The sequence below is a fragment of the Snodgrassella sp. B3088 genome, assembly GCF_026535815.1.
GTDB lineage: Bacteria > Pseudomonadota > Gammaproteobacteria > Burkholderiales > Neisseriaceae > Snodgrassella > Snodgrassella alvi_E.
This window is the reverse complement of the sequence record NZ_JAFNPG010000002.1, coordinates 421366-446046: the sequence shown is the minus strand read 5'-3', so window position 1 is coordinate 446046 and position 24681 is coordinate 421366. Positions and strand designations below refer to the sequence as shown.

The window sequence follows — 24681 nt, the reverse complement described above, 5'->3', positions numbered from 1 at the left end:
CTTACTTGCAAAACATTCTAAGGAAAATCTATGTCCCAAATACGGCTCATAGTAGGTCTGGGCAATCCGGGCACAGAGTATGAACATACACGTCACAACATCGGTTTTGATTTTGTCGATGAACTGGCCAGATTATGGAAAACCAGTTTCAGAGAAGAAAAAAAATTTTTTGGACAAATCGCACGAGTTAATCAGGCTAATAGAGAAATCTGGCTATTAAAGCCATTTACATACATGAATAAATCTGGCACTTCTGTTCTGGCGCTGGCAAAATTTTATAAAATTACACCTGCAGAAATTTTAGTAGTTCATGATGAGCTTGACATACCTTGCGGACAGATAAGATTCAAACAAGGTGGTAGCAATGGTGGTCACAACGGCTTAAAAGATATTCAGGTGTGGCTTGGCAGCCCAGATTTTTATCGCTTACGCCTTGGCATCGGCCATCCCGGCGACCGTAACCTTGTTGTCAGCTATGTATTGCATAAACCACAAGCCCAGGAACAAAACTTAATCAATGAAGCAATTCAAAAGTCACTGACAGCTATGCCTTTACTACTTGAAGGCGAATACAGTAGCGTACAACAACGATTACACAGTAAATGAATTTTGAAAGTTAAAGTAATGAAATACCGTGATTTACGAGAATTCATTGCCATGCTCGAGCAGCAGCAGCTATTAAAACGGGTTCAGATCCCTGTATCACCATATCTGGAAATAACCGAAATAGCAGATCGGGTATTACACAAACAAGGGCCGGCTTTGCTGTTTGAAAAAACAGTCAGTCAGTCAGGAAAACCATATAATTTTCCGGTTTTAGCCAATTTGTTTGGCACAGCAGAGCGAGTGGCCATGGGTATGGGCGCAGAAAGTACTGCTCAATTAAGAGAGATAGGCAAAACTCTAGCTTATTTGAAAGAGCCTGAACCGCCCAAAGGTATTAAAGACGCCTTTGCCAAACTTCCTTTACTCAAAGATTTATGGAGTATGGCGCCACTTATCACAAAAAAAGCACTCTGTCAGGAAATCATTCTTGAAGGAGATGCCGTCGATTTAACGCAGCTTCCTATTCAGAAATGCTGGCCAGAAGATGCAGCGCCACTCATAACATGGGGATTAACCGTCACCCGCGGACCGGACAAGAAACGTCAGAATCTTGGTATTTACCGACAGCAATTACTAGGAAAAAACAAACTCATTATGCGCTGGCTAGCACACCGTGGTGGAGCACTTGATTTTCAGGCATTTAAACAAAAATATCCTCATAAGCCTTATCCTGTATCAGTTGTACTTGGCTGTGATCCGGCCACAATACTGGGAGCAGTTACTCCCGTACCAGACAGCTTGAGCGAATATCAGTTTGCCGGATTATTAAGAGGTTCACGTACCGAACTAGTAAAATGCATTGGTAACGATTTACATGTACCAGCCAGAGCAGAAATTGTGCTTGAAGGCGTGATACAGCCAGATGAAATAGCGCTCGAAGGCCCATATGGAGATCATACGGGTTATTACAATGAACAGGACTATTTTCCAGTTTTCACTGTAGAACGCATCACTATGCGTGAAAATGCTATCTACCACAGCACCTACACTGGCAAACCGCCAGATGAGCCTGCTGTTCTAGGCGTTGCCTTGAATGAAGTATTTATTCCTCTATTACAAAAGCAGTTTCCTGAAATAATTGATTTTTATCTTCCTCCCGAAGGATGCTCTTATCGTATGGCTATTGTCAGCATGAAAAAACAATATGCTGGACATGCCAAAAGGGTCATGATGGGATGTTGGAGCTATTTGCGGCAATTTATGTATACCAAATATATAATTGTTGTGGATGATGATATCAACATACGTGACTGGAAAGAAGTCATTTGGGCTATTACCACTCGCATGGATCCCGTACGGGACACAACACTAATCGATTATACACCAATAGATTATCTCGATTTTGCCAGCCCCATCAGTGGCCTAGGAGGTAAGATGGGATTGGATGCCACCAATAAATGGCAAGGAGAAACTAACCGTGAGTGGGGCAAAGTGATACGCAAAGATGCAACAACCATAGCCAAAATCGATTCCATATGGCAAGATTTAGGTTTATAAATTGCTATTGGCTCCATGCAGTTTAAAAAATTTAGCAGCATAATCAACATATGGTATGCACATGAATAGTAAGATATTTAATCAAATCTGTACTATCTGTTTCAAACTGTGCACACTTTTTATATTAACTGCCTGTCAGACATTACCGTCACTTCAGGGAAGAACAACAGAAACCCATGTTGCAGCCGATATCCCATCTTCATTAGCTTATGCAAATGCTTCTCTTGTTAGCCAGCATCCGGGATTTTCGGGTATATACCCACTTGATGATGGCCATGAAGCCTTTGCAGCACGTGTTGCCTTGATACGTGCAGCTGAGAAAAGTTTGGATGTTCAGTATTACATATGGCGCAATGACACATCTGGGCAGCTATTATTCCACGAACTTGTCTTAGCTGCTCAGCGAGGCGTACATGTCCGTCTACTATTGGACGACAATAACACAGTAGGACTGGATAAAGTTCTCACGGCTCTCAATCAGGAACCTAATATCGAAATCCGGTTATTTAACCCCTTTATCCATAGGCACTGGCGCGCGTTAAGTTACATTACCGACTTTGCGCGATTAAACCGACGCATGCACAACAAATCCATCACTGCAGATAATCAGGCTACCATTCTTGGTGGGCGTAATATCGGTGATGAGTATTTCGATATGGGAAAAGGTACGTTGTTTGTTGACTTGGATATTCTCGCCATAGGTCCTATCGTCAATCAGGTATCTAATAATTTCGATCGCTATTGGAACAGTGCATCTGCATATGATTTTAGCAGCATAGTTCACAGACGCAACAAACTTCAACCTAGTATGACAGTATTTAAGCGGCGTAGTTTCAACCGTTTGCGTGCAGATAGTTACGACAATGCCTATAATCGTGACAATTTCGTCAATCGCTTACTAGATGGCTCACTTGACTACCAGTGGGCACATTTAATTTTAGTAAGTGACAATCCAGAAAAAGCATTGCCTAAAAGTAAACAGGAAACAGCTAAGCAAAATATCGAGACAGGTATTGTAATTGCTCCAGATACAAAAGATACCAATTATCAACATATCATAAAATATGAAAAAGTCAGTTTAACTCTGAATGCACTTGCCGCATCAGTTGTTGAACCACAAAAAGATTTACTGGTTATAACTCCTTATTTTGTACCAACTCAAACGGGTCTAGAATATCTGCAAAAACTCAGAGAAGAAGGGGTAAAAATCAGAATTCTTACCAACTCACTGGCTGCAACAGATGTACCAGTAGTCCATTCGGGCTATTCCCGCTACCGTATTCCTTTATTAAAAGAGGGTGTTGAAATATACGAACTGAAAAATCAGGGTTTTATCAAAGGTCACCGTGACAGGGCATTTACAGGTAATTCTGAATCCAGTCTTCATGCCAAAACATTTACTATAGACGGACAACAGCTTTATATTGGTTCCCTGAACTTCGACCCACGTTCCGCCAGACTCAACACCGAAATGGGTGTTGTTATTCAATCACCCGAAATGGCACAATATATGAATCAGGCCATCAATGAGGCCTTACCTGACGTGACTTATCAAGTAAAACTCTCACCTGAGGGCAAACTAGAATGGTTGAAAAATAACGACAAAAATCAAATCAAGGTTTATCATCATGACCCAGATACCAGTGTGTGGAAACGAGCTTGGGTAAAAATACTATCATGGTTACCATTGGAAAGCTTGCTTTAAGACCTTAACTAAAATTATCTAATCTCAATTAACACCCAAAAATACAAGGTAAAGCTAATGCTGCTATTTATCGACAATTACGATAGTTTCACCTACAACATCGTGCAATACCTTGGTCAGCTAGGTGAAACAATAACCGTTAAAAACAATGATGAAATAACTCTGAAAGATATAGAATCCTTAGCTCCAAATAAAATTGTCATCGGCCCAGGTCCCTGTACACCGAAAGAGGCAGGAATATCAGTAGCCACTATCCAGCATTTCGGCGGCAAAATCCCTATTCTGGGTATTTGTCTTGGACATCAGGCCATTGGCTTTGCTTATGGAGGCAATATAGTCCGTGCAAAAAAAGTAATGCATGGTAAAATTTCGCCTGTTTATCATCACAACAATTCATTGTTCACTGGCCTGCCTAATCCAGTAAATTGCACCCGTTATCATAGTCTGGTTATAGAAAAAGAAACTTTACCAGACAGTCTTGAAATCACCGCATGGACAGATGATAACGAAATTATGGGTATCAGACACCGCTCCCTTAGAATAGAAGGGGTACAGTTTCATCCTGAAGGCTTACTCACAGAATATGGCTATCAGATGTTACAAAATTTTTTAGAGCAACACCCATAACCATAATCACATCTGCAAAACGAAATCTACTCTAGAAAGAATAAATATGATTACGCCGCAACAGGCTCTAAACCGTCTACTGGACAATAACGAATTATTTTACGATGAAATGACCGACTTAATGCGCCAGATTATGAATGGGGAAGTGGCGCCAGAAATCATAGCTGCCATACTAATTGGTTTACGTATCAAAGTAGAAAGCGTATCTGAAATTGCCGCCGCAGCAACAGTCATGCGTGAATTTTCCACTAAAGTACCCGTACAACAACGGGATCATTTGGTAGATATCGTAGGTACCGGAGGCGACAATGCTCATACTTTCAATATTTCAACTACCAGTATGTTCGTCGTAGCCGCAGCAGGTGCCAAAGTTGCCAAGCATGGTGGGCGTTCAGTATCCTCTTCAAGTGGTTCTGCCGATATTATCGAAGCCATGGGCGCGGCTCTCGAACTAACGCCCGAACATGTAGGCGAATGTATTGATCAGCTAGGTGTCGGATTTATGTATGCTCCCAATCATCACAACAGCATGCGTTATGTTGCTCCGGTACGCCGAGCGCTTGGCGTACGTACCGTATTTAACATCTTAGGACCATTAACCAATCCGGCAGAAGCATCAAATCAGGTTTTAGGTGTATTCCACATAGATTTAGTGGGTATATTATCACGTGTACTGAAACAGCTAGGCAGCAAACATGTGCTTGTGGTTCATGGCAGCGATGGCCTAGATGAAATTACGCTCACTGGTACAACCCGCGTAGCCGAATTGAAAAACGGTACTATCATGGAATATGATATTCATCCAGCACAATTCGACATGCCGGTTATCGAAGACCTGAAACCCCTTAAAGTAGCCAACAGCGAAGAATCACTGCATATCATGAACGCTGTACTAAACGGAGAAAAAGGGCCTTGTCGTGATATCGTCGTTTTGAATGCGGCTGCCGCCATTTATGCATCCGATATCACTACTTCATTGGAAGAAGCAGTGGATTTAGCAATTACTGCCATTGATTCTGGCAAAGCCAAAACCAAACAGACAGAATTTATTCAGAAAACACAACAATTAGCTGCCATACAGAAAACTTAACATGCAGTAAGCTTGCAGATGTTCACCCTGCATCACTGCAATTAATCGTTTACAATAAACGCTACAAACCGTCAACAACACATTAATATCATGTTAGACATTCAAATACTCCGACAAGACATCGACACAGTTGCCCGAAAATTACAAACCCGTGGTTTCCAGCTGGATATTGCAGCATTCACCCAACTAGAACAGCAACGCAAACAATTGCAGATTCGTACTGAAGAACTGCAAGCTAAACGCAATAGCCTGTCCAAACAGATTGGCGCCTTGAAAAGCCAGGGTAAACATGATGAAGCCAACGAAGTGATGGCCGAAGTAGGCAAAATTAAAACAGAGCTCGAACAGACTGATCAGAATTATCAAAATATACAAAGCCAGATAGATAATTTAATCCTAACCATACCCAACCTTCCTCATGACGATGTACCAATAGGAAAAAACGAAACCGAAAACGTAGAAATCAGACGTGTTGGTACACCACGGCAATTTGATTTTCAGATTAAAGACCATGTCGATCTCGGCGAACCACTAGGCTTAGACTTTAAAACAGCTTCAGAACTGTCTGGTGCCCGTTTTGCATTAATGCGTGGTCCGATAGCACGACTACACAGAGCATTAGCACAATTTATGCTTGATACTCATACACAGAAGCATGGATATGTTGAGCATTACACCCCTTATATCGTTAATCCCGAAATACTCGTAGGTACAGGACAGCTCCCTAAATTTGCTGAAGACATGTATAAAGTTACTTGCGGCGGAGAAGAAAACAATCAGGAACAATATCTGATTTCTACCGCAGAAATCACCCTTACCAATACCGTACGTGAACGCATTCTGAGTAAGGAAGAATTACCGAAGAAATTAACCGCACATTCACCGTGCTTCCGCTCCGAAGCCGGATCATACGGTAAAGACACACGCGGACTGATACGACAGCACCAGTTTGATAAAGTAGAAATGGTACAGATTCAGCATCCTGAAAATTCTTATGCTGCACTTGAAGAAATGGTTGGTCATGCAGAAAAAATACTTCAGCTTTTGGAATTACCCTATCGAGTAATCATATTATGTACAGGAGACATGGGCTTCAGTGCAGCCAAAACATACGATCTAGAAGTGTGGGTACCTGCACAGAATACCTATCGCGAGATTTCCAGTTGTTCAAACTGTGAAGATTTTCAGGCACGACGTATGCAAGCGCGCTTTAAAGATAGCGAGGGTAAAAACCAGCTAGTGCATACATTAAACGGTTCCGGTTTAGCTGTCGGCCGCACATTAGTAGCTGTGCTAGAAAATCATCAGAATGAAGATGGTAGCATCAACATTCCTGTCGCTTTACAACCTTATCTAGGGGGGCAAAGCATATTAAAAGCACAAGCAGATACTCTATAGATCATTGAATTTGAATATTTCTATCAAAATTTAAAGGACAATATAACTGATCCATTGTATATATTGTCCTTTAATGTAAAGACGAGTATAATTATCTCCCTGTTGGGTCGTTAGCTCAGTTGGTAGAGCAGTGGACTCTTAATCCATTTGTCCAGGGTTCGATCCCCTGACGACCCACCAATGATTATTACATTATATTCAATACCTTATCTAGCCCTTTTGATGTTAATGAATAGTCCATTGGTTTGCCGGTTTTGACATTTTTTTGACATGTACCTGTCATGAGGTTGTCAATCTTTGCTGCTTGCGTGTGCAAATTTTCATTGTCCAGATGAGCGTACTTTTGCACCATTTCTAACGATTGCCAGCCTCCCATTTCTTTTAGTTCATATAGCGATACCCCGTTCTGTACCAACCAGCTAGCCCATGTATGGCGCAAATCATGCCAGCGAAAGTCACTAATCCGCGCTTTGTCTAAAGCTTTGTACCATAATTTGTAATTCAGCTTTAATACAGGATTGTGTTTGGTGTTTAAAAAAACATATTTCGGATGCTTGCCTACTTGATGTACTAATACTTCCATCGCAGTGTCGTTCAATGCTAGATCAAACGGCTCCCCCGACTTCATCTCGTCCGGATAGTACTGGCACGTTCGTCTGAGAAAATCTATCTGATCCCATTTCAAACTAAATATATTGTGCTGCCTGAGACCCGTCGCTAAATTGAATCTTGCCATCAGTGCCATATAGGTCGGCAAGCAATTTAATAATCTCGCCGCTTCTTCCGGTTTTAGCCAGCGAACACGCTTCTTGGCTTCCTTGAATTGCTTAAAATAAACTTGTTCATCTAACATGTCCCATTCACGCACGCAGGCATTTAAAATCGCTCTGATCAACGACAAATACCTGTTTTTAGTGCTATTGGAACAATCTTTCTCATTGATTATCGACATAATCATGTTTCTGTTTATTTCATGTAAATATACTCCGCGTAGTTGCTGTAAATTCCTCAGTCGACTTATATCAGCGTCAATACTCTTTTTTACTCCCTCCTTTTCTTCTAGCCATCTAAGTGCAGCATCGTCCCATAAATACTTAGGCTTATCGCCTAGCCGTTCTTGTCGCCATAATTCATGCTTTAATTTGTCGTGATATTCCTCCGCAAGTTTTTCATTTTTGGTTTTAGTCGAGCGTCTAATTCTTTTCCCACTTTCTGTTTGGATATCAATATACCAGAAGCCATTGGGGTGCTTAAACAACATGTTTGGTTCCTATTATTCCGAACCGCCTGCGCGGTCAATTCTTCTTTATTGCTAATGTATTCGTCAAGGCGCGTTCTTCTAATAACATAGCCTCTACCAATTTTGGCTGCACTTAATTCGCCGCTCTGTATAGCATCTCTAATCGTTTGCGCATTGCATTTGCAATACGCAGCGGCCGTTTCGCATGTAAAGGTTTCTTCCATTTTTAACCTACAAAAAAAAGCCAGCTAAGCTGGATATGTTTATATTGAAAATTATTGGTTAGAAGATGGTTTGATTAAATTAATATTGCTATGGACTCTGGTCTTGCTTTCATCCATAATTTTTTGGGTGTTTATTTCATATGCCATAATACTTGCGTGCTCCCTAACTGCAATATATACGGTGTCTATTGTTCTATCCACCCAAATATCCACGTAACCATTAGCTAATAAGTTTTTGGTTTTTATGTCTTTCGTCGACAACGTCACACAACCACAAAGCGCGATATTTGTAGCGTCTATAATATTCCGAGCTCTAATTCCCCCGTGACCTTTAGCCGCAATATTTATGGCCTTTATACTCTTTCCTGACCAAATATCTGTGGAATCATCAGTTTTAATATTTTTGATGTCTATTGCTCCACTCGCCCAAATTCTTGCGTGGCCACTTAAATTAGCCTTACCATCAATATCTAAGTCACCATTACTAATAATGATAGGGTCACCGTCAATACCGGACTTAATGTTTACAGCGCCGTTATGAATGATAACCTTTCTATTAAGTTCGCTTAGAACTAAGGGCTCCTGAATCGGAGGGAATGCCCCGAATAACCACTTGGCGTAGCCTGCGTATCTTATGTATTCTAAGCCTTTAGTGCTTGTGCTAACTGATTCTTGAAGGTCGCTAATCACTCCAGAGAGGGTAGCAGAGTCGTTAGAATACCTTTCCTTAAAAAATTCAAGCAGTTCCTCGTATGCGCCCATTTGGGTAAGTATGCCAAGCGATAAGAAAATCTCTTTTTCCTGCATAATATCTGTCCTTGTAACCGGTAACAAAAAAGCCAGCTACTTAGCTGGCTTATTCAAGGTTTTTATAAACGTAAACCAATGAGTGCCACGTTGCTTGTTCTTGTTTGTTGTATGTCCATATAGTGGTTTATGAGGGGTAAGGGCTAAAATATCCTTGACCTTAATTTGCACCTCACTCCATTTAAAAACCAAAGTGCCATTAGGCTTTAAAACTCTGAAACATTCTTCAAAACCCATGCGTAAATCATCCTGCCAACTTTGGCCAAGTACACCATACTTTTTAGCAATCCATGATTTAGCACCCGCATGTTCCAAATGGGGAGGATCAAAAACAACATGGTGAAAGGTGTTGTCCGGAAAAGGCATCTTAGTAAAATCCATTTGAATGTCGGGATTAATTTCAAGCGCGCGGCCATCACATAGAATTGCCTTTTCTTTCCGCTTATCAGCGAATAAAGCCAGCTCATTTTGCTTGTTAAACCACATCATGCGACTGCCGCAGCAGGCATCTAAAACAGGAGGTGTTGTCATTACTTGATAACTCATTAAAAAAGCCAGCTAATTAGCTGGCAAAGTTTGTAGATCATTACGGACTAAAGGTTTTGATTAGCCTTTGCACATGTCAGCCATGCTTCCCATAGTCTCTGAATTTCAGGATACACATAACGCAGATCATCTAGATAATCTCGCATATCTCTTGATCTGAGCGGCACGCCATATTCAATTGATGCTAGATGCTTTTCGAACATTAGTCTTTGTTGCGCAATTCCTTTTGGGTCTTTCCTGCTGTTCATACAACCTCCAACAAAAGGCCAGCTAAACCGCTGGCTTTAATAACAGGATAGGCATATTTAAACTACCGCCTGTTCGCTTATCGTATCTCTTTCACAAAATCAATTACCCGCGAAGCATCACCGAAATACGACTTGTTCTTGTATACGTATTTATCTTGAGAAGGATAAAACATGACGTTACCCATGTTCGTCCTGATGCATACACCGTGTTTACCGGAGCTTGAATAATTAAGCCCACTTTTCTGTAAAATATGCATATTACTTATATAGTTATCGCTGTTAACCATTTTTTTATCCTCGCTTCATTGCTTGAAGCAACATATCCTGCACACTGCGCTTACTATTTCGTCTCTCTGCCACCAGCTCATCTACAGTATCCGCAGCAATAATGTGATAAATGAAAACAGGGCGGTCATGGCCTGCTTGTAGCTGTCGGGTTGGTCCTATACGTTCAACTATTTGTTGGTACTGTTCAAGATCCCACCAATGGCTAAAAAACACTAATATGTTCCCGCCGTCCTGCAGGTTGAGCCCGTGGCCGGCGCTGGCAGGATGTGCCAGCAGAATAGGGATCTTGCCTGCGTTCCAGTCCCTGATCGTTTGGGGGTCTTGGTCCAATACTCGGCTTTGGGGAAACGCTTTTTGGATTCTGGCCAAATCACTTTTAAAGTGATAGGCCACTAATACAGGCATTCCTGAAGCCTCATTAATAATAGATTCGAGCGCCTGCAATTTCAAATCGTGCACTTCTGCCCAGTCTTTACTATCATCCTTATAGATAGCCCCGTTGGCCAACTGCAGACACTTAATTGTTTTTGCCGCAGCATTGTCCGCTTCAATAGTGCAGTTTTCTATTTGCAGAAACATTTCCTGCTCTAAATCACGATACATTTTGCGCGCATTATGCGGTAAAGTGATGCAGACGTTCGTTACTATAGGATCCTTGATGTCAAAGTAGTCTTTCGCATCAAGTGTCAAACATATATCCCTCAAACGATCATGGATTTCTTCCTGCGCGCCGGGAAGCAACTCTTGCCTGACCGCAAAAGGGCTGTTTCCAACTCGCACTGGGCGAAACCATCGATTCACAAATGCAGTGTAGCTGCGCCCAAGACGCAACCCTTTATCCAGAAAATATAATTGCCCCCAAAGGTCAAGTATACCGTTGGGCGAAGGTGTGCCTGTAAGTTCAATGAAACGTTCGCTCAGGAATGCAACTTGTGCCAAGGAGCGAGCGCGCTTACCTCCTTGACGACTGCGATATGATTTGAGCTTGGTGGACTCGTCTGCCACCACCGTATCGAACGGCCAGCGGTTACCCAGCTCTTCAATCAACCATGGGATGTTTTCGTAATTGATAGTGTATATTTCTGCATCCTGTAACAAAGCTGCGCGCCGCTGTTTGGCGTCACCTACTATAGGTACCACTTCGGATGTTATGTGCCCCCATTTTCGTGCCTCATCTGGCCACGTACTGGCGGCAACGCGCAGAGGAGCCAACACCAATTTCGGATGGCTTGATAGAAGGCTTAAGCCATCTAGTGCAGTTAGTGTAGACACTGTTTTACCCATGCCCATGCCAGCCCAAATTGCAGTGCGGGGCTTTTCATAAATGCATTTAATAATAAGTTCCTGATACGCCCGCGGAGTGAAATCTCTCATCCGAATATCTCCTTAATCTTATTCAGGTCATCTATCACCAGTACCGTCTGACCTGCTTCTGATAAGCGCTGGTGCTCTCGCACCTGATGGGGTTTAGCGCGCTCTCCCGGGGCTTTAAGTTCGACCCATATCAATCTACCCGGCAACATAATCAAGCGGTCTGGCGCTCCCCGATGCCCGATAAACTGTACCTTCCGGCAGTAGCCTCCCGCCGCTTTTACCGCCTTAACAAGGGCTTTTTCGATTACGGATTCCCTCATACCTTGTTAATCCTTTCTATAGCGGTAGTCTTCAAATCCGGCGGCAGCAAGGGGTAATCCTTGTGCCCATGAAGGATTTGTAGCCATAAGCGAAGCGAGCGCTTCGTGTGAAAAAGCACCGTTATCCGGTGCTTCACTGATAATTTCATCATGCACGGTCAGCACTATCCTATATCCCGCTGCCTCAATTTTAGGCATGGAGTCCGCCAAGATATCGCGGGCAACGGCCTGCGTTACGTTCTCTACGAGCTTGCCGCCGTAAGTCTTGATACGTGTCCATTTTTTCTTATACTGGTCTATACCCATATAAGACAATTTATCTTCATCATTTACACATGCGGCGGGGTAGCAAACAAACCGTCCTGAAGGCAGGCGAATGCGCAACCATGCGCCTTGTCTGTCCAGCGTTAGCCTTCTGCACTGCATTGTTCGCCCTGTGCTTATGACCTTGACAGCGGCACGCTCAAGGTCTTTCCAGAATGTAGACACCTTAATATGTGCCTGACGCCATGTACGCTTAAACGAATCACAAACGCACCATACGGTGTTAGACAGCCCGAAAGTAGGCCGCTTTTGCTCAACAAACCAATCCCAAGCGCGCTGCGCTTCCTGCCATATCTCGTCAGGAATTACGGCCTGTTCTGCCATGGCTTCCAGATCAATACCGTAATTGGCCGCGAACGTAAGGAACGCACCCACACCACCTTCATATCCGAGCCCCAGTTCCATAACTTTACCAATCTGACGTTGTGATTTATTAACGTCTTCTGGACGTATATTAAAAGCTTTGGCATAAGCCAGCTTATACAGGTCATGCCCTGTACCCCTGTCATAATCACGAAACGCCTCCAGCTTCCATTCCTCCCCAGCCAGCCATGCCAGAACACGACCTTCAATATTAGAAAGGTCAGCAATCACCAGCTTGCTACCTGCAGGGGCCACGATACAACCTCTGATTGCTGATGACGTTAACTCCATAATATCGTCATAAACAAGCTCCGCGCCGCCAGCTTTAAGCGCTGTTATGCCTAAATTGATATCATCCTGCTTTAAAGTAGGACGGGGCAGATTCTGCGGTTGAAACATTCGGCCCGCCCAACGCCCTGTGCGTGTAGCACCATCAAACTGCAGCGTGCCCCGCAGTCTTCCATCGGCACTAGTTGACCTGAACAGTGTTTTATATTTGGCAGTACTTGTCGTAGCTGTATTAAGACGTAATAGCAATAACTCCTTAACAGCTTCAGGCAAATCAGGATCATTCAGCCGTCTTTCTAACGTAGATTTCTGCATATCCGGCAGCTCAATACCGTATGCTTCCAGTATGTACTTTAGTAAAGCATCACGCTTATTTGCCGATACTACATCGCCGTTAGTTGCCTTTGATGTTTTACTTGCCAGGACTTTCTGCGCGAGGTCAATAGCCTTAATCGCATTACAAACCAGCTCTGTATCGATACACACACCGCGATCATTAATACGTTGATCTAGGTGCCACAGCGCCAGTTCGCTACTTAAGTAATTCCATTTTGGGGTTAGTTTATCTATCTCGCGCATGGCTTCAACGTCTAAGCGCGCATACTCAACAAAACGCTGCCACTCTTCAGGGTGGGTGTGTTGACTCGCACGCCGTAATTTAGAGCTTTTCGGCCGAGGTTTGCAGAACAACAAAATCAACCTCCGCCCCTCCTTATCCTTGGCTTTATCCGAGGGTAATCTAAAAACCTCACTAAGTACCCCCAGCCGTCCGGGTAGTGAGTGCGCAAACGCTTTAACCATAGTGTCATACCATCGCTCAATCGGTAATGTATAACCGTGCGCAGCCAGTACGGTACGGTCAAAATGGCTGTTATGCGCAACCACGTAGTAATCTGGGTCGTTCCATACCTGCAGTAACTCTTCATTAAACTGCCCACCGATAATGACTTTAGCCGGAGCATCACCGATGGCATACGCTATCAACAATATCTCCGAATTTGACGCATAAACATGCGTCCCGCAGGTAAGTAAATTAACTTCGCTGAAGGTTTCAAGGTCGATATATAATTTAGGCATTTCAAACCTCTATAAAAATGCCAGCATCTTGCTGGCGTCTATTTAGTAATTTGCAACTCAGGTTTGTTCATTCGTGCCCTTAATTTTTGAATTTTTCAGACACTTCGATTTACGCAGTTGTTCAAACATATGCCTACGTCACATCTGTTTAATCAAAACAAAGAAGAAAACTAAATACGTGCACATAAAAAAGACTGCGATAAGCGCAGTCATTTGTAGCTTAATCATATTATTCCCTTTTTCAATACAATCCATCTTGTGCTATTTACCCTTGTCCTTAAAGACAAATAGCAAAACATGCTGCAACACCACATAAACCGAATAGTAAAACCGCCCTTGAAAAAAGGGCGGCGAGTTCATTTATTAAATGCTTTTGCTAAACACTATTCATTAAAAAAAATCCAGCTAAAAGCTGGTTGTTTCAATAATTGATGCTCTGATAGGGTTAAATCAGATCACTGAAATCCTCATCGGCGTCACCATCCGGCACAGCTAAATCGGCAAACTCATCTTCTGTGGCCGCTCCGCCACCGCTAAAGGCATCACCATCTTTGACAAACTGCACGCCACGCAGACTAGCATTGATCCGTTTACCAAAATTATTATCCTGCACCCAAATGTCTACAATGGCATTAACGTAGCAACCTGCATATGGTCGACCGTCTGAAGAATCTAAATGCGTTTTCGCATCTTTATCCAACACCAACGGCTTAACTGAATTACTGGCACTTAGATACAAATTACCCTCGTAACCATCATAATCTTTTAAATTTCCATCGTGTAAACAGGTACGATCCGAAGCGCTTAGTTTTTTTAATTCCAGCTCCGCCTTAGCCCCCCATTTATCTTTAGCTGCTTGGGCTACGGCGGTGTTGACCGCCTTAGCATTTTCGCTGTCAGGCTCTATCAGAAAATTGGCGGCAAACCTTGGCTCGCTACCATTAACACTACTAGCTTGAAAAAGATTGGGGAAAGATAAACGTACGCCTTTTAAGATACATTTCATAATAATGATTCCTTATATAAGTTAAACTAAAGCTTCAAAATCTGCAGCCACGTCCATGACGAGAGCAGGGCGTTTATCTGATTCTGGAGCGATAGCCGGAGAGCCGGGCTTTTGCGTAATGAGTTCTGCCACTTTATTCCATTGACGCAGGCTAACCGTACCTGCCTTGCACAGCTTTTCAAGTGCCGATGGTGAGATGAGCTTCCAAACATACATCTCATCTTTTTTGAGGCGCATGGATTTAAGAACTGCTTCCGCTGTCTCCTCATCCCGCCAAGATTTAGCCCCGCGTCGTCCTTCAACCAGCTTAAAGCCCGGTATCCTTTCTCCAGCATTCATTTTGGATGCAGCCGTTTTACGTATCGCAGTACACCACGATTCGATAAAATCCAGCGCAGCCAGTTTGCGGGCGAGTAGGGCGTTATCATCCTTGGGTATGGGCGCTTGCTCAATCTGAGGCAATACCGGCTGATCAAGGTCAACAGAACCCTCTGTCAGCATCTCCATAACCTTCTGAGCTGCTGCAGGGCAATCCGCCTTTGCTTTACAAAAATGGCATTGAGGCTCGCCCGGATTTAAATCATCAGAAGATGTACCTTTCTGCAAACAGGTAAGAGCTCTACCTCCTGCAACGCGTGCGCGATCAACGAAGTTTTCGATACTCTTTGGCCCTCGTGCATCACAATCGAATTCACTGATATTATTGAGCCGTGGTTGCACAATTACCAATCGCACTCGCTTAAACTCATTAATCAGCGCATATTCTTCTAACGCCGCGGCTGCGTACAGGCAAAGCTGTTCATTACGGTTGGCATCAACTTTTACTCCACGCCCGTACTTCAAATCTACAATTACCAATTCATCATCGAGCAATACAACTGCATCAGCGGTACCAAAGGCATTGTCTTCCCCCGTGATATCGGAGATTGGAAGTGTTTGTTCTACGAACAATTGACCTCCGAGAGTACGAACATAATCAATATATGTTTGTACGTGTCTGGCCATGTCGTCATCAACAATAAACTCCGTTCCGGCGATTTCCTTACGTTGCCCAATGCAAGTAGATACATCAGTGCCAGTGTTCAAACAATATGCGGCTACTTCATGTGCAACAGTACCTTCAGCGGCATACTCTGAAGTAACATCAGGGTAACTGGATTCCATGACTACGCTTCCCGGACACCTGATCCATCTGTGTGAAGATGAAGGTGATAATCTTGCATGTTGCATGTTCCTTACTCCATTGCGATCCTACATAGCCGAACAAGTTCCCCATACTGAGAGGGGTTAAGATCAGGTAACTTGCTTACCCCTAGGGTTTGCAGAATCTCAACTCCTTCCTTTTTACCTTTGATTTTTAGCAGTTCAACAAATGCACTTTTAGCCTCTTCAATAGAGGCGATGTTTCCATCGGTTACATTAGCTGCAGGTTTAGCTGCTGGTGTCTTTTTAGAGGTTTCAGCTTCATCTGACTTACCCTCCGCTACAGGAGTGGGTTCTTTAATATCTTTTTTAAAACGCCCTTTAGCGGGTGTAGCGTTATTTGAGATAAGAACATCCATGATTTTTGCTAATAAATCGTTAGTGCGGTCGATCTTTGCTTCAAGTGTCATTTTTCCTGCTCCTTGTTTTTCCTACTTACCATTAAAAAAACTGCGCGCCTGAACTATAAAATCCAGACACGCTTGTAATTCTTCGCTATCTTCGTACCCGTACTTTTGCAGCATTTCTAGTACGGATACAGCACCTTGCAGATCTCCCTTACAAGCTTCAACCAGTTTTGTAATTTCTTCTTCGGACGCACCTAGATCGTCATAAAGCATTTCTTTATAGTCATCAGGATTAACATATTCCAGCCTTTCTTCCAGCCTTTTACGCAACTCTGCTTCCAGATACGACTCGGTAAGGCTGTTAGCTACTTGGCTTGCATAACTTAGAAGTTCTTCGTCGGTCATGTAGCTGTATGGAGTTTTACTAGTATTCATTTCTCTGGCTCCAGTACTGCAGCATTCATAGGGTCATAATCCTTGCTGTCCATAATTTCCCTCATTCGCTTGACTTCTCTGCCTGCTGCATTCTCTTTAGCTTCCATTAAGCAAAGGTCCGTACACCCCGCTTTTTTAGGTGGGTACGGCTTTATAGAGAGAACCGCGGCCATAAAAAATGCCACCAATATGGTGGTCATCAACTTACGCATCTTTAACTCCCTCATTCTTGATAAGGGCTCCCTGTACCCTAGATATTCTTACAAGGCATATCTTTCTATCTGTACATTAAATATCTCGCGTTTATTTGATGATAGATTTAGTATTTTAGAATGGGATATCATCATCTATATCATCAACTGCAGGTGGATTGGGTTGATGTTGCTGCTTAGCAGACTTTTTAGCGTTTTCTGAAGAGGTAACAAGTGTATTATCACTCTCTTTACCGCTTTTGCTATCTGACGTACCGATATTGCGCCCGCCTAACATCCTCATTTCAGCAGCAATAATGTTATATGCTGTTCGCTCAACCCCATCTTTAGTACTGTATTTAGAACTTCGTATCTGCCCTTCAATAAAAACCTGATCACCCTTACGCAGATACTGACTGGCAATCTCACCTAACTTACCAAACATCGTAATGTTGTGCCATTCGGTACGAGTCTGCTTTTGCCCGTTTTTATCTTTCCATTGTTCATCAGTAGCAAGAGAAAAATTAGTTACAGCATCTCCTGTACCCGTACGTCGTGTTTCAGGTACTTGGCCCAAACGGCCAATCAAAATGACCTTATTGACTGACATAAAATCTCCTTTTCGTTAATTTATCTTGGTGGGGCAGGTGGTTAGGCACTCACTGCCATTGTGCAAGTGCTAGAATGTAGTTTCCAAAAACAAGCTAGCAAATAGAGGTAAAAATATGTCCTTGAAAATTTCAGGCTTAGATAATCTTTCTAAGAAATTAAATAAAATTAAAACGTCTGTTGAAAAGGTACAGGGAAGCCATTTATTGCCAATTAACGAGCTCTTCAATGACAAATTTATGTGTAAGTACTCAAAATTTAAGTCATTTGGCGAGTTTGCGGATAAAAGCAGCTTCGATTTTTCAGATATAGAATCCATTAATGACGCAGAACTTGACGCCTTTATACGTAAAAATACTTCATTCAGCTCTTGGGAAGAGATGAAGTCTACGGCTGCTAAGGATTGGACTTTAAAACAACTTGAATTTTAAATTCACTCAATCTATTTAATGAGTTATTGATCTGGGTTAATTGAATTTGAATCCTATTGACTAGTTCATTTAGTTCAACCAAGTTATCAACAGAAACTGAAAAACTTACTTTTTCCATGATTTTTACTCCTTATAAAAATCTAAACAATAAAGCCAGCTCTTTAGCTGGCTTTTTAAATTTAAAAACTAAAGCGCACTTGCTCATAACAAATACGCTGCGATTTTTAAACTTACTATCAAAAGAACAATAAACAATACATTTTGCTATCAACTTATGCCAGCACGGCAACCTAGCCTGTATTTCTATTTGCTGGTGTTTCTCCAACTCTTTTTCATGTTGGAGTCATCGGTGTCGGTGTTTGTTTGATGGACGTATTAAACACTACGTTTAAATTAAATGCAAACAATTTGTTTAATTTTTGTTTAAAAAGGTATTAATTTATTGAAATAAAAGCATAATAATTTTTGAGTAGGGATCAGTAAGCAATAAAAAAGCCACAACCGATGTTGTGGTTATTATAAGAGAAGTAAAATTTATAATATGTCTTTGTATATACAAGCTAAAATGATGATCAAGAATGCTAAGCAAGAAATCCAAAGCAACGTATATTTCCTTACTTTTTTTTCAATATATTCTAATTCCTTTTTTTCTGGCGTTAAACCATCTAAATTAGAAGAACCAATAATTTTCTTAATATCATTAATATTTAAGAGGTCTTTGTACCTATTTTCAATTTCTAAATATCGTTTGCTTAGCCTCTGTTTTTCATCATGTACTTCTGATAATGCAAATTTTAAAAAGATTAGTGATAGTACAATTAAAAATACACCCACTACTATCACAGTATAATGATAGCTTTCATTTGATTTATCGAAACTTTTAACTAAAATTGCTGTTGCAAAGAAACTCAAAATTGTCCAGAGATTTGATTTTAAGATATTGAACATATCCTTGGTGATTTGACCAGCTTTTTCTGATTGTGAAAGAAGCATATCAGATATTTTATTTTTTATTTCAATATACTGTTTAACATTATCTTTTAAGTATAGATCATAACCAGATTGAGCAGATAATAAAGTTCCTGATTCAAGTGTATTGATATTCTCTTGCTGCATATGAATCGGGATGACGTTTCTAAGTATGCCAATTTTATCTATGAAAGAACCTCCCTCATAAGCCCATTTGTACATAGACCATAATTCATTTCCGACATCAAAGCTTAATTGTTCGCTAAGCTTTCCATTTATTGTTTTATAACCTTTTATGCAATAATCTACTTCATTATCTTTAATTCTTGAATAATCACTTAGAAAAACTAAAGATAAAACATTCCTTAAATTATTAAAATAAGCGGCTAATGGGCAATCATTAATAGCAAAATTAAAGGAATCTGGAATAAGTGTGATATCGCACGCATTGACAAAATGACTAATTTTGTCCCTATTTTCAATCTTAATCTGGTCTATAGCTTTTTTGTTATCTATACCGGTTTCACTATAGTGAATAAAAGAGAAAAAATCATTTTCAATATTAAATTTTTGGTCCCAAACATTTATGGTTGCGGAAAAATTATTTTTAATAAGTTTGGACCATTCTTTCAATGCCTTGTCAAGAGGAGTTCCATTTAGATAGGTGTGAAACCATTCCCATGAAAAAATGTTTATATTTGACTCATTCGAATTAATAGATATATTGAATTTAAAATCTGATGATAGTGGCGTTTCTTGATCATATTCTTCTAATAAATCTCGTATTTGTATTTCTAGGTCTTCTTTGGACATATTATTTGTTAATCTAGTGCTACCATCTTCTCCTAACCCAATTTCTAATATAAATCCTTTATCAATTGTTAAAGAAATAACTTGGTACACGTCTAAAAATATATTGTTATTTAAAGACGTAACAATTCCTTCAATTCTGCACCATCTAAAATTATGGCTAGCAGAATTAATTATAGTTTCACCGATTGCTGATAATAACCGCTCTACAAAACTATTCATTTCATATAATAATCATTTTGTATCATTATATTTTGAATCCGTCTTTAATAGACTATACCCAACTTCAGAATAAATTTTAACATATTTACCACCATCATCATCATTGCCCACCCCCAAAACAGTTCTTAAATTATCTATATCTCTTTTTATTATTAAATCGAAATTATCATCAATAACCATCTTGTTTTGAAGTTTAGCTTTAACTTCTGTAGTGTCAATATCAAATTGTGTATCAAATGACTTTGCGCTTTTTGGTAGTTCCTGAAAATTTAATAATAGATTGTTAAATTCTAAACCTAATTCATTGCTGACTGGTTCATAGTTTTGTAAATCAGATACCAAATTATTAAATTCAAATGAATCTTTTCTAAAATCTAAAATTACTTTATTGCGTAGGAAGTAATAATCTTGTTTGGATATAGGTTTTATTTTCTTTTTTAAAAAATTATCGATGGCTACAAAAGCATTCTTTGTATTTTGTTTATTTTTATTCACAGGTTCTGACTGAAGAAATGTATATCGCCAGTACTCTGTAATTTTTGAATTGGTGTCTGAAAGTAATAATGAAGTTATTGCGTTTGAACTGTTAAAGGTTGTAATAGCTACTTTTTGTACTCTGGTATTAATCGGTAAACCAGCTTGAATATCTAAGACTTCACTCAAAAACTGATTAGTATCAATTTTTATAAGGGCAATTTTTGGCTCATTATTATAAGTAAAATGGGCTTGTAGTAGACTTCCTTTTCTGAGTCCTTTTAAGTTCACAACTTTATCATTCACCATGACTTCAATTGAAAATAATTTCACTGCGATTTTTTCGGTCAATTCTTCCCAAACATTAGGGTCTTGATTAATTAATTTTAAATAATGAGGAACTAATTCATCTTCATTGCTAAATTTATAATATTGACCTCTGATGTTAGATTGGCGATCAGGTGGGGTATATATATCTGTTATTACTTTTTTTGTATAGAATAATAAACCTTCTTTTTTAATGATTTGGCCATCAATAATACGTCTTTGTACGTTGTTATTTTCAATATCAATATCATGTATCGAAACATTAATTAATTTTATATCCATAATAACTCCTTTTATACTTAAAATTTATAATAAAAATTATTAAATCTGAAATTCTAGTTATGAATTAATGTTTATTAGATAACTGGTAAGAACAGTCTGCCAAAAAATTTATAACCTTATAGCTCACGCATATTGAATGGAAGTACACGAATAAATTTAGCTGCAATACGCATTCGTTCTTCCATTTCTGGGGTTATATAGAATGGCTCATAAACAGTGTTATCTGAAATTGCAATGATTTTCCCGGGAACCCTTTGCAGCCGCTTAATATAAGCCTCCCCATCTAAAACGAAAGCATAAATTCCATCACCTTGAAATTCATTTATATTACTATCCACGAACGCTATGGCTCTGTTTGGCAGCGTTGGTTCCATACTGTCGCCTTTTATCGTCACCAACTGAATTCCAGGCATTGCTTTACTTCGCCCGAACCATTCTAAGAATTCATTTTTTGGAATATTTATACTGCGGATAAAATCCGGATAGTTTGCATTGTTAATACCTGGACCACAAGAAACCTCAATATCAAATTGATCAATAGTAATGAAGTCCTCATTAGTTGATTCATCTTTGTTTTCATTATTAAAAGATTCTAAATTTAATTTAGTAGCATCACTTACTAATTGCATATTCCCTTCCCCTGTTTCCAGCCAGAGAGCCGAAACACCAATAATTTGCTGGGCCTTTAGTAATCCTTCTTTTGACATCCCGCGTGACTCCCAGTTTTTTACAGTCTGAGGTGACGTGTTGAATGCCCTTGCGATTTGTGAAGGATTTGTCAGGCCTTTTAATTCTTTAGCCGCCTGATAGAGCCGTGCAGTTGTATTTTCCATGTGTGTATTTTCTAATATTTAAACATTTTGTTGTTAAACACAATGTTTGACTTTTAATTAAACATAGTGTTTAATTATAGAAATACGCCCTCTGGGAAAACAAAATGGATGATAAACAAATAATTTTTTTATTAGGCGGGCCTACCAAAGTATCTGATTTATTAGGTTACTCAAAAAAAAAAGGACCACAGCGAGTCTGGAACTGGACAGTTAGAGGCATTCCAGCTCAAGTTAAATTAGATAATCCTGAATTATTTAAACAAAACAATCAGTTTAATTGTCGCCCAGAAATACGCTGGCTAGTGTTAAACGGAAGCAGTGAAGAAGACAACCAATAATTCAGGCCAAATATTTCTTTCTTATAGGCAGTTGATTAAAGCGAATGAGTATTTTTGAAAAAAACTTTCATAACTCTCAAGAGCATTGCACTTAGCTTTGCTATTGGCCAATTCTTTTTACACTTGAGCGCAGTATCAAGATGAAGTTCCCTTATTTCACCGCCTGCCAAACGCGGTTACCTGTGCTCATAGAGCAGTGCACCAGCCCAGAACAGGTCTGGGGGGTTGGCGACTAATGGTGTACTGCTCTATGAGCTGAAAGAAACAGAATGCAACAGCTACCTAAATTATTAAGAGCCAAACGCCAATGGCTTATCTGGAAATATCACAAGGTTGAGGGCGGTAAACCCCGCAAGATACCTTACTACGTTTCTGGCCATCGGCGCAGAGGACGGCAAGGTTGTCAGGCTGATATTAATCGGCTGGCTAGCTTTGAGGAAGCTGTTACTTCATGCGAGCGGCATAAAGCTGCGGGTATCGGTTTTGCGCTGACGCCTGACTGCGACATCGTTGCCTTAGATTTTGACAATTGTGTCGATACCGATGGCGGTATTAACCCTAAAGTCGAAGAACTGGTCTCAGGAACATATGCGGAGTTTTCTCCTAGTAAAAAGGGCGTACGTGCTTTTTTTCAAGGGAATATAGGCAACGCTAAAGATCTTACCGGTGATTTCGGTTTTGAAGTGTTTTCCACTTCAGGCTTTGTAACGGTGACACAAGACGTGTTGCCCTTATGTACCCTTATAGGCTCCGATGCGCAAATCGCGCCGGTCAGTAAAGATGTTATTGAGTATTGCGATATTCGTTTTAAGCAACGTCGAACAGAGCAATCCGATGAACCTTTAATGGCGGTTGAACCTGTTGTTGGCTTAAGCGAGAACCAGCTTGAAGAGATTTTACAGGCGCTTGACCCTAGTATGCCGTATCCGGAATGGATCAATGTCGGTATGGCCCTGCATCATGAAACTGAGGTGGAAGGATTCCACCTGTGGGATGAGTGGTCAAGCCAAGCAGATAATTATCCGGGCAGTGAGGAATTGTTGCATCACTGGACAAGTTTCGGCAACAACAAAGGCGCCCCTGTAACGGCCAGATTGCTTTTAAAACTGGCTAAAGAATCAGGTGTACATGTTGACCCTGACATAGCGTCAGCCAGTGAATTTGACTGTATCAAGGAAGAGGATGACAGCGCAGATGCTCGATTCGCTGTTGTTGACGCTGAAAACTTTGCAGACTGTAGCCCGACGCCATGGTTAATTAAAGGTGTTTTGCCTAAAGCAGATTTGGGGGTTGTGTTTGGTGAATCTGGCTCCGGTAAATCCTTTTTTGTATCGGATATGGCCCTATCCCTCGCACGCGGCAAAAGCTGGCGGGGGCACAAAGTTAGGCCTAGCAGGGTTGTTTATTTAGCAGCCGAAGGTAGTAGCGGATTTCGTAAGCGTCTGAAGGCTTATGAGCTGCATCATAAGATAAGTCTAGCTGGTGTCCCTTTTGGGGTAATCCCTGTTGCCCCTAACTTTCTCATGAAAGTGGATGCGCTGGATGTGGCCAAAGCCATTATAGCTTGGGGTGGTGCGGATTTAGTGGTTATCGATACGTTTGCGCAGGTAACGCCGGGGGCGAATGAAAACGCGGGCGAAGATGTAGGTAAAGCTTTAGCCCATTTTCGTGGCCTTAATCGTGCCTTAGGTGCGATGGTGCTGCTTGTTCACCATAGTGGCAAAGACACAAGTAAAGGCGCTCGCGGCTGGTCTGGGTTACGGGCCGCTGCAGATATGGAGCTTGAGGTAATTAGGACTGAGTCAGGACGGGTTACCCGCGTTACCAAACAGAAAGACGGTGACGATCATGGAGAGTTTGGTTTTGAGCTAGAGGTTGTACCTTTGGGGCTGGATGAGGATGCAGACATTATCACATCCTGCGTTGTTGTTGAGGCCGGCATTCCTGCCGATCTTAATGGCACTGCTAAAGCGAATAAGGGCGCCAGTACTGGGAAATGGACAAGCATCGTTATCTCCGTTGTTAACGAGTTTGGTCTGGCTCAATCTGCGGGTATTGAAGTTGAAGCGGTGATCGCGGAATGTTTGGCACGCACGGAGGTGCCCGCAGGTAAGCGAGATACGCGCAAGCAACATATACGTCGCGCTTTGAAAGCCTTATGTACGGGGGATGACGCCCCTTACTTTGAAGAGAATGGATGTTTGGAAATCCTATAAAGCCTTGTTGATGCGAATGGCAGTGG

The 24681-nt window shown here is 41.1% G+C and carries 26 protein-coding genes and 1 tRNA gene; 10 read left to right on the top strand and 17 right to left on the bottom strand.

Translation table 11 applies throughout. The annotated features are described in order from the left end of the window. Positions 1-30 precede the first annotated feature (30 nt). The 7 genes from pth to J3U75_RS02510 all read left to right on the top strand — a co-directional run bounded on the left by pth (position 31) and on the right by J3U75_RS02510 (position 7103). Positions 31-606, top strand: a complete 576-nt coding sequence (gene pth, locus J3U75_RS02540; RefSeq protein WP_267390351.1) for an aminoacyl-tRNA hydrolase — start codon at positions 31-33, stop codon at positions 604-606. 18 nt (positions 607-624) lie between these two features. Next, complete coding sequence (ubiD, locus tag J3U75_RS02535; protein ID WP_267390350.1) at positions 625-2103, top strand: 4-hydroxy-3-polyprenylbenzoate decarboxylase; 1479 nt, start codon at positions 625-627, stop codon at positions 2101-2103. A 61-nt stretch (positions 2104-2164) separates the two neighbouring features. Beyond that, positions 2165-3808 carry a phospholipase D family protein gene (locus J3U75_RS02530; RefSeq protein ID WP_267390349.1) on the top strand — a complete coding sequence of 548 codons (1644 nt, stop codon included), beginning with the start codon at positions 2165-2167 and terminating at the stop codon, positions 3806-3808. A gap of 57 nt (positions 3809-3865) precedes the next feature. Further along, the gene (locus J3U75_RS02525; RefSeq protein ID WP_267390348.1) at positions 3866-4435 is read left to right on the top strand and encodes an aminodeoxychorismate/anthranilate synthase component II; all 570 of its coding nucleotides are present in this window, start codon (positions 3866-3868) and stop codon (positions 4433-4435) included. Between the two features lie 46 nt (positions 4436-4481). Further along, positions 4482-5525 carry an anthranilate phosphoribosyltransferase gene (gene trpD / locus J3U75_RS02520; protein ID WP_267390346.1) on the top strand — a complete coding sequence of 348 codons (1044 nt, stop codon included), beginning with the start codon at positions 4482-4484 and terminating at the stop codon, positions 5523-5525. Between the two features lie 90 nt (positions 5526-5615). Further along, a complete protein-coding gene (gene serS / locus J3U75_RS02515; RefSeq protein WP_267390345.1) occupies positions 5616-6923 on the top strand; it encodes a serine--tRNA ligase in 1308 nt (435 codons plus the stop codon). 104 nt (positions 6924-7027) lie between these two features. Beyond that, positions 7028-7103 (top strand) — tRNA-Lys (locus tag J3U75_RS02510). 7 nt (positions 7104-7110) lie between these two features. Here the strand turns inward: J3U75_RS02510 and J3U75_RS02505 are convergent. The 14 genes from J3U75_RS02505 to J3U75_RS02445 all read right to left on the bottom strand — a co-directional run bounded on the left by J3U75_RS02505 (position 7111) and on the right by J3U75_RS02445 (position 17754). Further along, complete coding sequence (locus tag J3U75_RS02505; RefSeq protein ID WP_416384688.1) at positions 7111-8145, bottom strand: tyrosine-type recombinase/integrase; 1035 nt, start codon at positions 8143-8145, stop codon at positions 7111-7113. Then, entirely contained in the window at positions 8061-8387 is a 327-nt protein-coding gene (locus J3U75_RS11370; protein ID WP_416384687.1) for a helix-turn-helix domain-containing protein, read from the bottom strand. The genes J3U75_RS02505 and J3U75_RS11370 overlap by 85 nt, the downstream gene beginning before the upstream one ends. 51 nt (positions 8388-8438) lie before the next feature. Next, positions 8439-9194: a hypothetical protein gene (locus tag J3U75_RS02500; RefSeq protein ID WP_267390343.1), complete on the bottom strand. Its 756-nt coding sequence runs from the start codon at positions 9192-9194 to the stop codon at positions 8439-8441. A gap of 36 nt (positions 9195-9230) precedes the next feature. After that, positions 9231-9740 carry a class I SAM-dependent methyltransferase gene (locus J3U75_RS02495; protein ID WP_267390342.1) on the bottom strand — a complete coding sequence of 170 codons (510 nt, stop codon included), beginning with the start codon at positions 9738-9740 and terminating at the stop codon, positions 9231-9233. Positions 9741-9787: 47 nt separating this feature from the next. Continuing rightward, positions 9788-9988, bottom strand: a complete 201-nt coding sequence (locus tag J3U75_RS02490) for a hypothetical protein (protein WP_267390341.1) — start codon at positions 9986-9988, stop codon at positions 9788-9790. Positions 9989-10279: 291 nt separating this feature from the next. Next, positions 10280-11560 carry a DEAD/DEAH box helicase gene (locus J3U75_RS02485; RefSeq protein WP_267390483.1) on the bottom strand — a complete coding sequence of 427 codons (1281 nt, stop codon included), beginning with the start codon at positions 11558-11560 and terminating at the stop codon, positions 10280-10282. Between the two features lie 86 nt (positions 11561-11646). Continuing rightward, positions 11647-11910 carry a VRR-NUC domain-containing protein gene (locus J3U75_RS02480; protein WP_267390340.1) on the bottom strand — a complete coding sequence of 88 codons (264 nt, stop codon included), beginning with the start codon at positions 11908-11910 and terminating at the stop codon, positions 11647-11649. Between the two features lie 6 nt (positions 11911-11916). After that, entirely contained in the window at positions 11917-13962 is a 2046-nt protein-coding gene (locus J3U75_RS02475) for a DNA polymerase (protein WP_267390339.1), read from the bottom strand. A gap of 445 nt (positions 13963-14407) precedes the next feature. After that, positions 14408-14968 (bottom strand): DUF2815 family protein, encoded by a 561-nt coding sequence (locus J3U75_RS02470; RefSeq protein ID WP_267390338.1) that lies wholly within the window; start codon positions 14966-14968, stop codon positions 14408-14410. A 21-nt stretch (positions 14969-14989) separates the two neighbouring features. Then, positions 14990-16198, bottom strand: a complete 1209-nt coding sequence (locus J3U75_RS02465; protein WP_267390337.1) for a DUF2800 domain-containing protein — start codon at positions 16196-16198, stop codon at positions 14990-14992. Between the two features lie 5 nt (positions 16199-16203). Next, the gene (locus J3U75_RS02460; protein WP_267390336.1) at positions 16204-16581 is read right to left on the bottom strand and encodes a hypothetical protein; all 378 of its coding nucleotides are present in this window, start codon (positions 16579-16581) and stop codon (positions 16204-16206) included. Between the two features lie 21 nt (positions 16582-16602). Then, positions 16603-16953: a hypothetical protein gene (locus tag J3U75_RS02455; RefSeq protein WP_267390335.1), complete on the bottom strand. Its 351-nt coding sequence runs from the start codon at positions 16951-16953 to the stop codon at positions 16603-16605. Then, the gene (locus J3U75_RS02450) at positions 16950-17165 is read right to left on the bottom strand and encodes a hypothetical protein (RefSeq protein ID WP_267390334.1); all 216 of its coding nucleotides are present in this window, start codon (positions 17163-17165) and stop codon (positions 16950-16952) included. Before J3U75_RS02450 ends, J3U75_RS02455 begins: the two co-directional genes overlap by 4 nt. Before the next feature lie 115 nt (positions 17166-17280). Further along, positions 17281-17754: a single-stranded DNA-binding protein gene (locus J3U75_RS02445; RefSeq protein ID WP_267390332.1), complete on the bottom strand. Its 474-nt coding sequence runs from the start codon at positions 17752-17754 to the stop codon at positions 17281-17283. Between the two features lie 115 nt (positions 17755-17869). On the opposite strand from J3U75_RS02445, the gene J3U75_RS02440 reads away from it, so the two are divergent. Then, the gene (locus tag J3U75_RS02440) at positions 17870-18184 is read left to right on the top strand and encodes a hypothetical protein (RefSeq protein ID WP_267390331.1); all 315 of its coding nucleotides are present in this window, start codon (positions 17870-17872) and stop codon (positions 18182-18184) included. A 534-nt stretch (positions 18185-18718) separates the two neighbouring features. Here the strand turns inward: J3U75_RS02440 and J3U75_RS02435 are convergent. The 3 genes from J3U75_RS02435 to J3U75_RS02425 all read right to left on the bottom strand — a co-directional run bounded on the left by J3U75_RS02435 (position 18719) and on the right by J3U75_RS02425 (position 22101). Then, a complete protein-coding gene (locus J3U75_RS02435) occupies positions 18719-20185 on the bottom strand; it encodes a hypothetical protein (RefSeq protein WP_267390330.1) in 1467 nt (488 codons plus the stop codon). A 12-nt stretch (positions 20186-20197) separates the two neighbouring features. Further along, positions 20198-21268 carry a nucleoid-associated protein gene (locus J3U75_RS02430; RefSeq protein ID WP_267390329.1) on the bottom strand — a complete coding sequence of 357 codons (1071 nt, stop codon included), beginning with the start codon at positions 21266-21268 and terminating at the stop codon, positions 20198-20200. A gap of 116 nt (positions 21269-21384) precedes the next feature. Continuing rightward, positions 21385-22101, bottom strand: a complete 717-nt coding sequence (locus J3U75_RS02425; protein WP_267390328.1) for a S24 family peptidase — start codon at positions 22099-22101, stop codon at positions 21385-21387. A gap of 104 nt (positions 22102-22205) precedes the next feature. On the opposite strand from J3U75_RS02425, the gene J3U75_RS02420 reads away from it, so the two are divergent. Continuing rightward, a complete protein-coding gene (locus J3U75_RS02420; protein ID WP_267390327.1) occupies positions 22206-22439 on the top strand; it encodes a hypothetical protein in 234 nt (77 codons plus the stop codon). Positions 22440-22708: 269 nt separating this feature from the next. Next, positions 22709-24655, top strand: coding sequence for an AAA family ATPase (locus tag J3U75_RS02415; RefSeq protein WP_267390326.1), 1947 nt, complete (start codon positions 22709-22711; stop codon positions 24653-24655). The last annotated feature ends 26 nt before the right edge of the window (positions 24656-24681 follow it).